At 55.2% G+C, this 15,286-nt stretch carries 8 protein-coding genes; 6 read left to right on the top strand and 2 right to left on the bottom strand.

From position 1 onward, the window contains the following. The first annotated feature begins 6 nt into the window (after positions 1-6). Positions 7-1,458 (top strand): M6 family metalloprotease domain-containing protein, encoded by a 1,452-nt coding sequence (locus BLU99_RS07365; RefSeq protein ID WP_091900682.1) that lies wholly within the window; start codon positions 7-9, stop codon positions 1,456-1,458. Positions 1,459-1,492: 34 nt separating this feature from the next. Here BLU99_RS07365 and BLU99_RS07360 read toward each other — a convergent pair whose 3' ends face one another. Then, positions 1,493-4,000 carry an ATP-dependent Clp protease ATP-binding subunit gene (locus tag BLU99_RS07360; RefSeq protein ID WP_091900680.1) on the bottom strand — a complete coding sequence of 836 codons (2,508 nt, stop codon included), beginning with the start codon at positions 3,998-4,000 and terminating at the stop codon, positions 1,493-1,495. A 410-nt stretch (positions 4,001-4,410) separates the two neighbouring features. Here BLU99_RS07360 and BLU99_RS07350 point away from each other — a divergent pair, with 410 nt between their 5' ends. From BLU99_RS07350 to BLU99_RS07330, 5 genes are all read left to right on the top strand, one after another. Beyond that, positions 4,411-5,004, top strand: a complete 594-nt coding sequence (locus BLU99_RS07350; protein WP_091901119.1) for a TetR/AcrR family transcriptional regulator — start codon at positions 4,411-4,413, stop codon at positions 5,002-5,004. Between the two features lie 26 nt (positions 5,005-5,030). Next, positions 5,031-6,023, top strand: coding sequence for an Acg family FMN-binding oxidoreductase (locus BLU99_RS07345; protein WP_255397494.1), 993 nt, complete (start codon positions 5,031-5,033; stop codon positions 6,021-6,023). 107 nt (positions 6,024-6,130) lie between these two features. Next, positions 6,131-8,572, top strand: a complete 2,442-nt coding sequence (locus tag BLU99_RS07340) for a TonB-dependent receptor (protein WP_255397493.1) — start codon at positions 6,131-6,133, stop codon at positions 8,570-8,572. A gap of 90 nt (positions 8,573-8,662) precedes the next feature. Beyond that, positions 8,663-10,207: a carboxylesterase/lipase family protein gene (locus BLU99_RS07335; protein ID WP_255397492.1), complete on the top strand. Its 1,545-nt coding sequence runs from the start codon at positions 8,663-8,665 to the stop codon at positions 10,205-10,207. A gap of 23 nt (positions 10,208-10,230) precedes the next feature. Then, positions 10,231-11,784 (top strand): carboxylesterase/lipase family protein, encoded by a 1,554-nt coding sequence (locus BLU99_RS07330; RefSeq protein WP_255397491.1) that lies wholly within the window; start codon positions 10,231-10,233, stop codon positions 11,782-11,784. A 918-nt stretch (positions 11,785-12,702) separates the two neighbouring features. Here BLU99_RS07330 and BLU99_RS07325 read toward each other — a convergent pair. Then, positions 12,703-15,141 carry a glycoside hydrolase family 94 protein gene (locus tag BLU99_RS07325; protein WP_091900668.1) on the bottom strand — a complete coding sequence of 813 codons (2,439 nt, stop codon included), beginning with the start codon at positions 15,139-15,141 and terminating at the stop codon, positions 12,703-12,705. Between the last annotated feature and the right edge of the window lie 145 nt (positions 15,142-15,286).

Raw genomic sequence — 15,286 nt, 5'->3', positions numbered from 1 at the left:
TAAACGATGAGAAGACTTCTGACGATAGGCGCTCTTGTGCTGCTAGTGGCTTTGTTCTCTAGTGCACAAGAGCGTTTGTGTTTCGAGCGTGTTCCTTGTGTCCATGGTGAGGGCATGGCTCAGCGCGCCACCACGCGCGGCCTGCCTCCTTTCTATCAGAACTGGAACCCCTTGCGCGTCTATCGTCAGGCTGTCATCCTCGTACAGTATGCCGATATGGCATTCAGCATGAGCGATCCCAAGACCTACTACCATGAGCTGCTCAATGTGTCGAGTAGCAACACACGTGGTGGGGTGGGATGTGCCGCCGACTATTTCCGTGACCAGTCCAGAGGACAGTTCAACGCTCAGTTCGATGTCATTGGTCCTGTGAAGGTGAGTCATTCTGCCCAGAACATTCGTTCCTATGCCGAGGATGCCTGTAGGGAGGCCCTGAAGAAGGCCGTCGACTCGCTCCATGTCGACTTCTCGCCTTACGACTGGGACGGCGATAACTCGATAGAGCAGATCACCTTCATCATGTCGGGCTATTGTGCTAATGGCGGAGGCAGTGCCTTCTCCAAATATGTATGGCCTAACACCATCTTGCTTTCTAATGAGAAGGTCACAGAGAAACTGAACGTCAGACAGTTCAGTGTCAGTGCCGAGATGTGGTTCAACGGTCATCCCTGTGGCATCGGCACTTTCTGTCACGAGTATTCCCATTGTCTGGGTCTGCCGGATATCTATCCTACCAGTGGAGGCGGGTTTACGCAGGTCGACGAGTGGGATCTCATGGATGGAGGAAACTACACCGCCTGGGGCTGGTGCCCACCCAACTATTCCGCCCTCGAGCGAAGTCTCCTGGGATGGCTCACATTCGAAGAGATCACAGGGCCTCTGACGGTCTCTGACCTGAAGCCTGTGGATCGTGGGGGCAAGGCCTATAAAATGGTGAAGCAGGGTGATGAGTTCTATGTGCTCGAGAACCGTCAGCAAAGCGGTTGGGACTCGTACCTCCCAGGCAAGGGCCTTCTCATCGCACACGTGCGCTTCGACCAGAATGCGTGGAGGTATAATACCGTGAACGCATATACGCCCAAGCGGTATGATATCTTACATGCCGATGGGATGGACTATGCGGCATGGGTACTCTATGTGAAGAACCAAGGACTCTCAGAGTATGTCGATACCGAGAAACGCCTCTGTCGTCGTCATCTCAGTACATCGCCCTATCCCTTGCTCACTGATACCCTTGAGGTGCACGCGTGTGCCGATCTGCCACTGCCGCTCACCAATATCCAACTATCTGCTGATGGCAGGATATCCTTCGAGGTGGTCACGACAGGGATGAACCTCGCCCCAATCCTCTCCCAAGGAGAGGGCAGCTGGTACGACCTCCTGGGTCGTCGTTTGCAGGGCCGACCTCAGCGACCAGGCATATATATTCATAATGGCAAAAAAGAAAGCATCCGCTAGTGGCGAATGCTTTTCTTTTTGCTTCTTACCTTTTTCAGTTTCTGAACACCAGTCCTTCGCCGAACTCGTCAATGACGATAGGCTTGTCACGATCCACCTCATCGGCGAGCAACTTCTTCGACAGGTCGTTGAGCACGTACTGCTGGATAGCACGCTTCACAGGACGAGCCCCATAGTCGGGATCGTAACCCTGCTCAGCCAGGTAGTTGATGGCCTGTGGTGTGCACTCGAGGGTGATGCCCTGAGGAGCCAGCATATCCGTCACCTTCTTCATCTGCAGGCGTACCACGTCGGCAATCTGCTCCTTGGTGAGCGGTGTGAAGGTGATGATCTCGTCGATACGGTTCAGGAACTCAGGGCGCATGGTGGCTCTGAGCTGCTCTCGCGTGGCGTTCGACGTCATGATGATGATGGTGTTCTTGAAGTTGGCGGTGCGCCCCTTGTTGTCCGTCAGTCGTCCGTCGTCGAGCACCTGCAGCAGGATGTTGAACACATCCGGATGAGCCTTCTCGATCTCGTCGAACAGCACCACGGAGTAAGGCTTACGGCGCACGGCCTCTGTCAGCTGACCGCCCTCATCGTAGCCTACGTATCCCGGAGGTGCGCCAATCAGTCGGCTCACGCTGTACTTCTCCTGATACTCGCTCATGTCGATACGGGTCATCATCGTCTCGTCATTGAACAGATAGTCGGCCAGTGTCTTGGCGAGTTCTGTCTTACCCACACCAGTGGTGCCGAGGAAGATAAAGCTGGCGATAGGACGCTTGGGATCCTGCAATCCCGCACGACTACGGCGCACGGCATCCGAGACAGCGGTGATGGCCTCGTCCTGACCAATCACACGCTGATGCAGCTCCTCTTCGAGATGGAGCAGTTTCTCACGCTCACTTTGCATCATACGGGTCACGGGGATACCTGTCCAACGGCTCACAACCTCGGCGATATCGTCGGCCGTCACCTCCTCACGCACCAGTGAGTCACCGTTCTGTGCTGAGGCCAACTGCGTCTGGATGGCCTTGATATCATCCTCGAGAGCCTTGAGCTTGGAGTAGCGTATCTCCGCCACCTTTCCATAGTCGCCCTCGCGCTCTGCACGCTCCGCCTCGAGCTTCAGGTTCTCCATCTCCTGCTTGTCCTGCTGGATCTTGTTGATGAGCTGGCGCTCACCCTCCCACTTGGCACGGAACTGCGTCTCCTGCTCGCGCAGCTCAGCGATATCCTTATCGAGCTGGGCAATCTTCTGTGTGTCGCCCTCGCGCTTGATGGCCTCGCGCTCAATCTCGAGCTGAGCCAGGCGACGGGTGATCTCGTCGAGCTCCTCAGGCACGCTGTCGCGCTCCATGCGCAGTTTGGCGGCAGCCTCGTCCATCAGGTCGATGGCCTTGTCAGGCAGGAATCGCTCCGAGATATAACGCTCCGAGAGTTGTACGGCCGCGATACAGGCATCATCCTGAATACGTACCTTGTGATGGTTCTCATAGCGCTCCTTCAGACCGCGCAGGATAGAGATGGCCGACAGCTCATCGGGCTCGTCCACCATCACCGTCTGGAATCGGCGCTCAAGCGCCTTGTCCTTCTCGAAGTACTTCTGATATTCGTTCAGGGTGGTGGCACCGATGGCACGCAGTTCGCCACGGGCCAGAGCAGGCTTCAGGATGTTAGCGGCATCCATCGCCCCCTCACCACCGCCGGCACCAACCAGCGTGTGTATCTCGTCGATGAAGAGGATGATGCGCCCTTCGGCCTTGGTCACCTCGTTGATCACGCTCTTCAGACGCTCCTCGAACTCACCCTTGTACTTCGCACCAGCCACCAGTGCGCCCATGTCGAGCGAGTAGAGCTGCTTGTCCTTCAGGTTCTCTGGCACGTCGCCACGCACGATACGGCCAGCCAGTCCTTCCACGATGGCCGTTTTACCTGTACCAGGCTCACCGATCAGAATCGGGTTGTTCTTCGTACGTCTTGACAGGATCTGCAGCACACGACGGATCTCGTCGTCTCGTCCGATGACGGGGTCCAGCTTGCCCTGACGGGCCAGGTCCACCAGGTTCTTGGCGTACTTCTCCAGACTCTGGTAGTTATCATCCGCCGATGGCGACTGCACCTTCTGTCCCTGGCGCAGTTCCTGGATGGCTTTCGTCATCTCCTTCTCCGTGCATCCTGCATCCTTCATGATGCGTGAGGCTGTGGAGTTCACACTGAGCAGTGCCAACAGGATCGGTTCTACGCTCACGAACTCGTCACCGCCTTTCTGGGCCGTCTCCTGTGCGCGCACGAGTACCTTATTACTATCATTAGAGAGATACGGTTGTCCGCCCTGCACCTTCGGCAGGTGTTTGATCTCCTGCTCTGTGAGCATCTCGATCTGTTGGGCGTTCACACCGAGTTTCTGGAAGATGAAGTTCGTCACGTCCTTCGCCTTCTCCAATATACCCTTGAGGATATGTACAGGTTCGATGACCTGCTGACCGTTCATCTGGGCAGTGTTTACTGCCTGCTGAACAGCCTCTTGTGCTTTGATTGTAAATTTGTCGAGTGTCATATTTACCTCCTTTTTATTGTTTTATCTTATATTGTTTGTCATTACGTTATGGTCCCTTCGATAGGCTTTGTCCCTTTCGACAGGCTCAGGGACCGCCCTGGGGGTAGGGGACGCGGTTCTCCCTTCGACAGGCTCAGGGACCGTGAGGGGACCGCTTGTCGATAGGTAACCTTCAAGACTTGTGCCGAGAAACAATTGCCGACAAATTGTCGCAATCTTCTGCCGAATTGTCGGCTATATCTCCTTGCCACTCAGCTTCCCAGACCCCATGTTCCCGATAGCGCCCTTTCGGTATCAAAACCGTTAACGAACAGTAAATAATTGCCGTTTTCTTGCCGTTTTCTTGCGTGTTACCAAGAAGTAACATACCTTTGCAGTTACCAAGTGGTAACATACAACAATTTTGCATGATGAAAGACAGAGAAATAACAGAACAGAAGATCCTTGATGCCGTAGGCAGCATGATCATGGCAGACGGTTTCGAGTCGTTGGGCATCAATGCCGTGGCGCAGAAGGCAGGCGTGTCGAAGATGCTGATATACCGCTATTTCGGTGGTATGGACCAGTTGATCGCCAAGTATATCCTGCAGCACGACTATTGGGTGAACACCGAACTGCCCCTTCACGACATCTCAGGGGTGGGGGCGTGCCTGAAGCAGATGTTCCATGAGCAGATAGCGACGCTGCGCAGCGATATGGTACTGAAACGACTGCACCGCTGGGAGCTGACGGCCGACAACGAGGTGGTGAACCTACTCAGGGACCGTAGGGAGACCAACGGCTGCGAACTGGTTCGTGTAGTCAGCCGCCTCACCAAGTCGCCTGTTGCCGAGGTGGCGGCCATGGCCACCCTGCTCTCAGCGGCCATCAGCTACCTGACGCTGATCGAGGAGCAGAACAAAGTGTACAACGGCATCGACCTCTGCAGCGACGACGGCTGGCAACAGTTGTCGGCAGGTATTGATCAGATTATAGATTTATGGGTAAACAATAAACAACAATGAAAAAACAATTATTATTTTTAGCAGTCATGATGACAAGTGTAATGAATCCAGCGAAAGCGCAGAACGAAGACTATCTCTTTATGATAGAACACGCCATTAAGGCCCCCTCAGGGCATAACACCCAACCGTGGAAGTTCAAGATCAACGATCATAGTATCGACATCTATCCCGACTATGGTAAGGCACTGCCAGTGGTCGACCCCGACAACCGTGAGCTCTTCGTCAGTCTGGGCTGTGCCACGGAGAACCTCTGCGTCGCCGCCAGTGTCAAGGGCTATCGCTCAGAGGTGAGTGTTGCCGACGACGGTGTGATTCATATCAACCTGCAGCGTGATACCACCATCACACCATCACCGTTGTTCCCGCAGATCGTGCTGCGACAGACGAACAGGACGGTGTATGATGGCACCATCATCCCTTCCGACAGCGTCAGTACCTTGCAGGCACTCAAGAAAGAGCCCTCTGTGGATGTTCGTTTCTTCAGGAACGGTAGTCATGAGTTCAACATGATAGCCGACCTGATCTTCGCCGGCAACAGTCGGCAGATGGACGACAAGCAGTTCCTGACTGAGCTGAAATACTGGATGCGCTACAACAAGAGACACTCCGACGACACGCAAGACGGACTGAGCTATGCGGTGTTCGGTGCGCCCAACCTGCCCCGTTTCATCTCGCAACCCGTCATGGGTATGTTCCTCAATGCCAAACAGCAGAACAAGGGCGACAGGAAGAAGGTGGCCTCCGCGTCGCATCTGGTCCTGTTTACGACGGCCGACAACACCATCCCCCAGTGGGTGGCCTTGGGCCGGACGCTCGAGCGCTATCTGCTCAGGATGACAGCCATGAACATCGCCATCGGCTACATGAACCAGCCCAACGAGGTGAAGGACCTGGCTCTCACCATGACCACCGCCCTCGGCCTCGGCTCTCAGTATCCCACGGTACTCATCCGTGTGGGTTATGGCAAGCGGACACCCTACTCGCAGCGTCGCCCTGTCGAGAGCGTGCTTCTGCCGTAAATCCCGGCATCATCATGAAATCCATATAAATGAGGATTGGATAATCCGCCGAATTATAGTACTTTTGCAACGCGTTAGAAAAAACACAACCAATGATTAGTAGTAATATGATGAATAGAAAACTATTTCTCTGTGGTCTTCTCACAGTGACGGTCCTGAGTGCTCAGGCCGAGGTTGTCGAAGAACTCACAGACTCTTCCCGCGTGATCGACCTCGACGAGGTCGTCATTGTATCCCAACCCAAGGAACAGGTGCGCCTGCGCCTGCAGCCCCTCAGTTCAAACGTGTTTGGTGCCGAACAGCTCCAGCAGCTCCACGTCAACGATCTGTCACAACTCTCACAGTATGTGCCATCGTTCGTGATGCCGGCGTATGGCTCGCGCCTCACCTCGTCGATGTATATCCGTGGTATCGGCTCGCGTATCAACAACCCTGCCGTGGGCGTGTATTACGACAACATCCCCCTCATGTCGAAGGCCGCGTTCAGCAACCACTTCTATATGCTCGACCGTGTGGACATCCTGCGTGGTCCTCAGGGCTCGCTCTGTGGACAGAACACCGAGGGCGGTCTGGTGCGTATCTACTCCAAGAACCCCATGAGTTATCAGGGTACGGATATCAGACTCGGCCTCGGCACGGGCCTGTATGGCAATGTCGAGGTGGCTCATTACCACCGTCCCAGCGACAAGCTCGCCTTCTCCGTGGCAGGCTTCTACAGTGGGCTGAAGGGCTTTATCAACAACCAGAACTTCGACCAGAAGAACGACCTCACCGACGAGGCTGGTGGCAAGCTTCGTCTGATCTTCGCTCCCAACCAGAGAACAAAGATCGACTGGACGGCCGATTACCAGTACGTCAACCAGAACGGCTTCGGCTATGGTGAGCTCAACCTCGTCGACAACAAGGTGGCAGACCCAGCCACCACCATCATGAACGGCTACAAGCGTAATATGCTGACCACGGGCATGAGCTTCAGTCGCGATATGGGCGACCTACTCTTCACCTCGACCTCCAGCTACCAGTTCCTGCAGGATCTCATGCTGATGGACCAGGACTATATGACGCCCGACTTCCTGCGCCTTGAGCAGCGTCAGAGGATGAACGCCCTCACACAAGAGTACGTCATCCGCTCACACAATCGCAGTCGTTGGCAGCACACCACAGGTCTCTTCGTATCCTATCAGTGTCTCAAAACCAACGCCCCCGTCTATTTCGGCGATGCCATCACGCAGCCTATCAGCAATGCCATCACCAACGCCATGCGTGGTGCCATGCAGGGCTCTATGTACCCCCGTATGTATCAGCAGATGCTCGAGCAGATGATGGCACAGGGCATGCCCGAGGCCGTGGCTGTCCAGCGAGCCGAGGCGGCAGCCCAGGCTGCTGTCCAGAAGGCTATCGAGGGTGTCTCGATGAGTGCCGAGATGGCCGTCCCCGAGACGTTCAAGACTTCCTCCAGGAACTTTGCCGCCTTCCACGAGTCGAATCTCCTCCTGGGCGACCGCCTCAAGCTCACCCTTGGTCTCCGTTTCAATGTCGACAAGGTGAAGATCGAGTACGATGCCCTTGCCTATATGAACATGACAGGCGGCACCGCCGAGCGTCAGGCCACCTATCACCTCACCTCACACGTGGTGGACAGTCGTCGGAAGACCTACACCCAGCTGCTGCCTAAGTTCGCCCTCACCTATAGTCTCGACGACCATATCGGCAATATCTATGCCCTGGTGTCGAAAGGCTATCGCGCTGGCGGCTACAACATCCAGATGTTCAGCGATGTGCTCCAGACCGAGCTCAATGCCCACCAGCAGGATGCCATGCGTGGCGACTACGATGTGGCACATACGGCAGCCGACTATGACGCCATCGAGAATACCATCTCTTACAAGCCCGAGACGTCGTGGAACTACGAGATCGGTACCCACCTGAACCTCTTTGGTGGCAGCACCCATTTCGATCTCGCCCTGTATTACATGCAGATCTGCAACCAGCAGTTGTCCGTCATGGTGCCAGGCTCAAACTACGGTCGTGTCATGGTCAACGCGGGTAAGAGCCACTCCTGCGGCATCGAGGCCACCCTGCGTGGACGTGCCTTCGCCAATACCCTTGACTGGGGCCTTACCTATGCCTTCACCAACGCCAAGTTCGATGAATATATCGACGACATGACGCCTAAAGGCATTCATACGATGGATCGATCATATATTTATGATTACTCTGACAACTACGTGCCCTTCGTACCCCAGCACACCGCCAGTGCCATGCTCGACTGGCATATCGGACCACTCACCCTGGGTGCCAACATGAACGGTCAGGGTAAGATCTGGTGGGACGAGGCCAACACCTACAGTCAGAAGTTCTATGCCCTCATGGGCGCCCATGCCGACTACGACTTCGGTCCTGTGGTCGTCAGCCTCTGGGGTCGTAACATCACAAACACACATTATAATACATTTGCTATCTCTTCGAGCGCAGCTGGCGGTCTTCACCACTTCGCTCAAAAGGCTAACCCCATCCAGGTCGGCATCGACATCAACATCCATCTGTGAAATAATCTTAAAAATCACCACTTCGGGGTTAGTTTACATGAGTCTCGTCTGTCTAATAGATAAACGAGACTTTTTTTATTGTTTATAGATATGAAGATAAAGCTATTCATTGCAGTATGCGGACTGTTGGGCGCGATGACCCTGCAAGCCCAGCCGCTGCTGAAGACCCATGTTGAGACAGGCGATTTAGAGGGCGTGCTCGAAGGCGACCTCGCAGTTTACAAGGCTATTCCCTTTGCGGCACCCCCCGTAGGCGAGCTGCGCTGGAAGGCTCCACAACCCGCCAAGCCCTGGCAGGGCGTGCTGAAGGCCGAGGAGGTGGCCAAGTGGCCCCCGCAGCCCGAGCGAGGCGATGTGTCGTACGACATGATGAGCGAGGACTGCCTCTACCTCAGTGTCGTCACCCCCGCCAAGACAGTCGATGAGGCCCTGCCCGTAATGGTGTTTATCCATGGTGGCGGTTTCCAGACCGAGCACTATGGTGCAGAACTCTGGCAGAGTCTGGCCCGTCGTGGTGTTGTCACCGTAGCCATCGAGTTTCGATCCGGCGCCCTCGGCTTCCTGGCTCATCCCGAGCTCTCGAAGGAGTCGCCCAATGGTCTTTCTGGCAACTACGGCATTCTCGACCAGATCTTTGCCCTGCAGTGGATCCAGCGTAACATCAAGAACTTCGGCGGCGACCCCTCGAAGGTCACCATCTTCGGTGAGTCGGCAGGTGGCATGTGCTGTAACATCCTCTGTGCCTCACCCCTTGCCAAGGGCCTTTTCCGTGCCTGTATCGCCCAGAGCGGTACCTTCTTCTCACCCACAGGGGCTGTTCCCCGTCAGCAGGCCGAGATGATGGGTGCGATGTTCCAGAATCAGTTGGGCAAGAAATCGATCGCCGAGATGCGAGAGATGGACACCAAGTCGCTCACAGGCACGGGCGTCAACTTCCAGGCCTGTACACCTATCTTCGACGGTTATGTGCTCACAGCCGAGCTCTACGACCTCTACAAGCGTGGCGAGTATGCCGATGTGCCTGTGATCGTCATGTACAACAGCGACGAGGGAGCCGTTGCCACCGATAGTATCACCGTCGATGAGTATAAGGCGCAGCTTACCGGTGTTCCCGAGCAGTATGTGGACAGCATTTTCTCCATCTACTATCCTGCCGAGAACAATGAGCAGGCGCTCTTCGCCTTCCGCGACCTGATACGTGACCTTAATTTCGGTGCTCCCACGGATCTGTGGGCTAAGCTGCAGACAGAGACAGGAAAGAGTCCCGTCTATTACGCCTACCTTGCCCAGAAGTCCGACCGTACCGTCTATGCCAAGGGCAATCGCCGTGGTGCCGCCCATGCCGATGATTTCCTCTACCTGAGAGGTGCTTTCGACAAGGAAGCAGAGAAGTACCCCGCCGAGAAGAAAGTGTCCGACATCATGCAGCAGTACTGGGTGAACTTCGCCACCAACCTCAACCCCAATGGTGACGGTCTGCCCCAGTGGCCAGCCTTCACGCTCGACCCCACAGCGAAGAGCGTCATGCAGTTCAATAATGGTGCCACCCTCGTCCCCGTTCCCAACCAGGAGAATATCGCTTTCTTTGAGCGTTTCTTCGATTGGATACGCAGTCAGCGAACCATCAAACCGTAATCCGAGCGTTGGCCATTAGAATTATGAAGATAAAACTATTCATTGCAGTATGCGGACTGTTGGGCGCGATGACCCTGCAAGCCCAGCCGCTACTGAAGACCCATGTTGAGACAGGCGATCTGGAGGGTGTGCTCGAAGGCGACCTCGCCGTTTACAAGGCGATCCCCTTTGCGGCACCTCCCGTAGGCGACCTGCGCTGGAAGGCCCCACAACCCGCCAAGCCCTGGCAGGGCGTGCTGAAGGCCGAGGAGGTGGCCAAGTGGCCTCCACAGCCCGAGCGAGGCGATGTGTCGTACGACATGATGAGCGAGGACTGCCTCTACCTCAGTGTCGTCACCCCCGCCAAGACAGTCGATGAGGCCCTGCCCGTGATGGTCTATATCCATGGTGGCGGTTTCCGCACCGAGCACTATGGAGCCGATCTGTGGCAGAGCCTGGCCCGTCGTGGCGTCGTCGCCGTGTCCATCGAGTATCGTGCCGGCGCCCTCGGCTTCCTGGCCCATCCCGAACTCTCGAAGGAGTCGCCCGATGGTCATTCCGGCAACTATGGTATCCTCGACCAGATCTTTGCCCTGCAGTGGATCCAGCGAAACATCAAGAACTTCGGTGGCGATCCCTCGAAGGTCACCATCTTCGGTGAGTCGGCAGGCAGTGCGAGCTGTCATGTCCTCTGCTCCTCACCCCTCGCCAAGGGCCTCTTCCGCGCCTGTATCGCTCAGAGCGGAGCCTACTTCATGACCATGGGAAGTATGACGCAGCAACAAGCCGAGCAGATGGGTACGATGTTCCAGAACCAGTTGGGCAAGAAGTCCATCGCCGAGATGCGCCAGATGGATACCCAGTCGCTCACAGGCACAGGCGTCGATTTCCAGGGCTGTGCCCCCATCCTCGACGACTATGTGCTCACGGCCGAGCCCTACGGTCTCTACCAGCGTGGCGAGTATGCCGACGTGCCCGTCATCGTCATGTACAACAGCGACGAAGGTGCCGCTTTCGTAGAGAAAACCACGGTCGACGACTATATGAAAGAGCTCAGTATCGTGCCTCCGCAGTATCTCGATAGCGTGCTGGCCTATTGTCCCGCCGAGAACGACGAGCAGGCCCTCTTCAGCTTGCGCGACCTGATGCGTGATTTCAGCTTCGGGGCGCCCTCGGATCTGTGGGCAAGGCTGCAGACCAAGACAGGCCATAGTCCCGTCTTCTATGCCTACCTCACCCAGCAGTCAGACCGCACCCTCATCGGAAGAGGCAAGTTGCGTGGTCCCGCCCATGCCGACGATATCCTCTATCTGGGCGGCGCCTTCGACAAAGAGGCCGAGAGCCATCCGCAAGAGAAGAAAGTTTCCGACCTCATGCAGCAGTACTGGGTGAACTTCGCCACTAACCTCAACCCCAACGGCGACGGACTGCCCCAGTGGCCCGCCTTCACGCTCGATCCCAGTGCGAAGAGTGTCATGCAGTTTGGCAACGGCGAGGCCACCCTCATACCCGTTCCCAACCAGAAGATCATCAGTCTCATCGAGCAGTTCTTCGATTGGATGTATTCCCAGAAGACGATGAAAACAGAAACACCATAATAAATCTTTTCAGCGACTCGCAATGTCGTTATTCTTTACTAAGTCCAGGGGCGCCAGCGAGCGCCCCATTTTTTTATACGTCCCCTCGCGGTCCCTGATCCCCCCATGCGCGGTCCCTGAGCCTGTCGAAGGGAATACCGCACCCCAATAACGTTAATAAACAAAAACTTTTTGTCCAATTGTCCAATCAAGTCATCATGCAGGCGAGTTTTTGGGGGACATCCATGTAGGTGACGATGATTTGTAATTTTTTTGAAAAAGCACGTTCCGAAGGGGAGTACGATGGACGCGGTGTTTGGACAACTGGCGCGGTGATTGGATAATTGGACAATTGGACAAAACTTAAATTCGATTGGAATCGACGGTACTAATAGCAATAATTTAATTATATTATATATTATAATATATAATATAATTAATATAATATATATATATTAATATTTTTTTCTTTGTCTTGACTTCGACAAAGAAAAAACTTTTTGTCCAATTGTCCAATTGTCCAATTTTTGATTCAACGTTTTTCAGGGGCAAGACTGCTTCAACAAAGCGATTATTGACAGAATAATTTTACAAAATTGGCACTTCTGAAGGCAAGGCTACGGAAGGCTCCCTGCAACGGCACGTTTTGCTCGGAGCAAAACGGGAGTTTCGTCGGAGGAGAATCCGACTTTCCCTGGAGGAAACCCCGAGGGCGCTGAAATGCCCTGAAAGCGGGGCGTTCAGGGTCGGCCGAGCACCTGATAAATTTTGTTTACTTCCGTAGGAAGGAACGTCCTGCGGCGGAGGGTGGCGAGGTGCCGCACTGACCGCACTCGGCACGTCAAGTTGCGTGAGGGGGATGTAAGTGTAAGAACGGATTTAGGGGCAGCTAAAAACTGCCCCTAAACTATTGTGTTCCTAATAAAGTTCCTAATAAAACTACATCGTGACCTCTACGACGTGGTGGCCCTTGGAGTAGGGGATGACGGTGCCGTCGATGGTCTGACCGTCGAGCACGATCTGCTTCACACCCTTCTGTGAACCGTTGGGGTGGATGGTGATGTCGTAGTCGGCCTCACGGAACTTACGGCTGACGGTGTAGTCGCTGGCGGTCTCTGGCAGACAGGGGTCGATACGGATGCCGTCGTAGTCGGGCTTGATGCCGAGGATGAACTCGGAGACGGTGTACCACATCCAGGCGGCTGTTCCCGTGAGCCATGAGTTCTTACCCTCGCCAGGGCGGAAGGCGTCCTTGCCGGCAACCATCTGGCAGTTGACATAGGGCTCTACCTTATGCAGGGTCTGGTATTTCTCCTCGACATACGAGGGGAGGATCTTGGCATAGTGGCTCCAGGCGTCGTTGCCTCGGCCTGCGATACACTCGCCGATGATGACCCAGGGGTTGTTGTGGCAGAAGATACCTGCGTTCTCCTTGTAGCCCTCGGGGTATGAGCTGATCTCTCCGTATTCGTAGATATACTTGGTGAAGGCGGGGTTGTTGAGCACCATGCCGTGCTCGCACTCGAGGTACTTCTTACAGGAGTCGAGCGACTTGGCGACCATCCCGTCGTCGGCGCCGATCTCGGCCATCGTGCACCAGCCCTGCGACTCGATGAAGATCTTACCTTCCTCGCACTCGTTGGAGCCGATCTTACGGCCGTAGAAGTCGTAGGCACGGAGGTACCACTCGCCATCCCAGCCGTGTTTCTTCACGGCCTCGATCATGGCGTCGACGGCCTGCTGCATGCGCTCTGCCTCGGCGGTCTTGCCAAGCTTCTGACAGAGAGCCACATAGTCCTTGCCTGTGACGACGAAGAGGCCGGCGATCATCAGCGACTCGGCCTTGGTGCCTTCGGAGACATTCTCCGTGGTCTGGAACGACTCGTTGGGATCCCATGAGAAGCAGTTCAGGTTGAGGCAGTCGTTCCAGTCGGCACGACCAATCAACGGCAGCATGTGGGGACCGAGGTTCTTGATGACGTGGTCCATGGATATCTTGAGGTGCTCGAAGAGGGTGACCTCTGAGCCTGGCTGGTTGTCGAAGGGTACCATCTCGTCGAGGATGGAGAAGTCGCCTGACTCCTTGATATAGGCGATGGTGCCGAAGATGAGCCAGCAGGGGTCGTCGTTGAAGCCGCCGCCGATATCGTTGTTACCACGCTTGGTGAGGGGCTGGTACTGGTGGTAGCAGCCGCCATCGGGGAACTGGGTCGAGGCGATGTCGATGATGCGCTGACGGGCGCGTGAGGGGATCTGGTGGACAAAGCCCACGAGGTCTTGGTTGGAGTCGCGGAAGCCCATGCCACGGCCGATGCCGCTCTCGAAGAACGAGGCCGAGCGGGAGAAGTTGAAGGTGACCATGCACTGGTACTGGTTCCAGATGTTCACCATGCGGTCGAGTTTGTCGTTGGCTGTCTTCACCTGATAGATGTTAAGCAGCTTGTCCCAGTAGTCGCAGAGTTCGGCAAAGGCCTTGTCGACCTTCTCGGTGGTGTCGAGCTCGGCGATGAGGGCGTGGGCCTTCTCCTTGTTGATCACCTGTGGGGCAGCGAATTTCTGGTCCTGCTCGTTCTCGACATAGCCGAGGAGGAACACGAGGTCTTTCGTCTCGCCTGGCTTGAGGGTGATCTCGATATAGTGTGAGGCGATGGGGCTCCAGCCGTGGGCATGCGAGTTACGGGGCTTACCCTCCATCACCACCTGCGGGTCGGCAAACTCGTTGTAGAGGCCGATGAAGGTCTCACGGTCGGTATCGAAACCCTGGATGGGACTGTTGACATGATAGAACGCATAGTGGTTGCGGCGCTCTCTGTATTCGGTCTTGTGGTAGATGGTGCTACCCTCGATCTCCACCTCGCCAGTGGAGAAGTTGCGCTGGAAGTTCTCCATGTCGGTAGCGGCGTTCCACAGGCACCACTCCTCGAACGAGAAGAGCTTCAGCTGCTTCACCTCGTCGCTCTGGTTGGTGAGCGTGAGCTTCTGTACCTCGGCCCATTTCTTCAGGGGCACGAAGAAGAGCACGCTGGCCTCGACACCGTTCTTACGACCAGTGATGCGGGTGTAGCTCATGCCGTGACGGCACTCGTAGAAGTCGAGCGGGGTCTTGCAGGGTTTCCAGCCGGGGTTCCACACGGTGTCGCCGTCCTTGATATAAAAATAACGGCCGCCATTGTCCATGGGGACATTGTTGTAACGATAGCGCGTGATACGGCGGAACTTAGCGTCTTTATAGAAGCTGTAACCACCTGCGGTGTTGGATATCAGCGAGAAGAAATCCTCATTGCCCAGGTAGTTGATCCAGGGCCAGGGTGTCTGTGGGTCTGTGATGACATACTCACGGTGCTGGTCATCGAAATGACCGTATCTTTTCTGTTCCATGTCGATAAATTAAAAAGTTAGCATGTAAAATTTGTGGTGCAAAAATACAAAAAAGAATTGGTACTTATTGTTTTTTCTGAAATTATTTTCCGCAGGGTCGGCACGGATGTCAATAAAAGCAAAGTTTTTGCAATGAGATGCATAC

Origin of the sequence: Prevotella sp. lc2012 (genome assembly GCF_900107065.1) — a bacterium.
Taxonomy (GTDB): Bacteria; Bacteroidota; Bacteroidia; order Bacteroidales; family Bacteroidaceae; genus Prevotella.
Note: the sequence above shows the minus strand (reverse complement) of the source record. Positions and strands in the feature narration are given on the sequence as shown.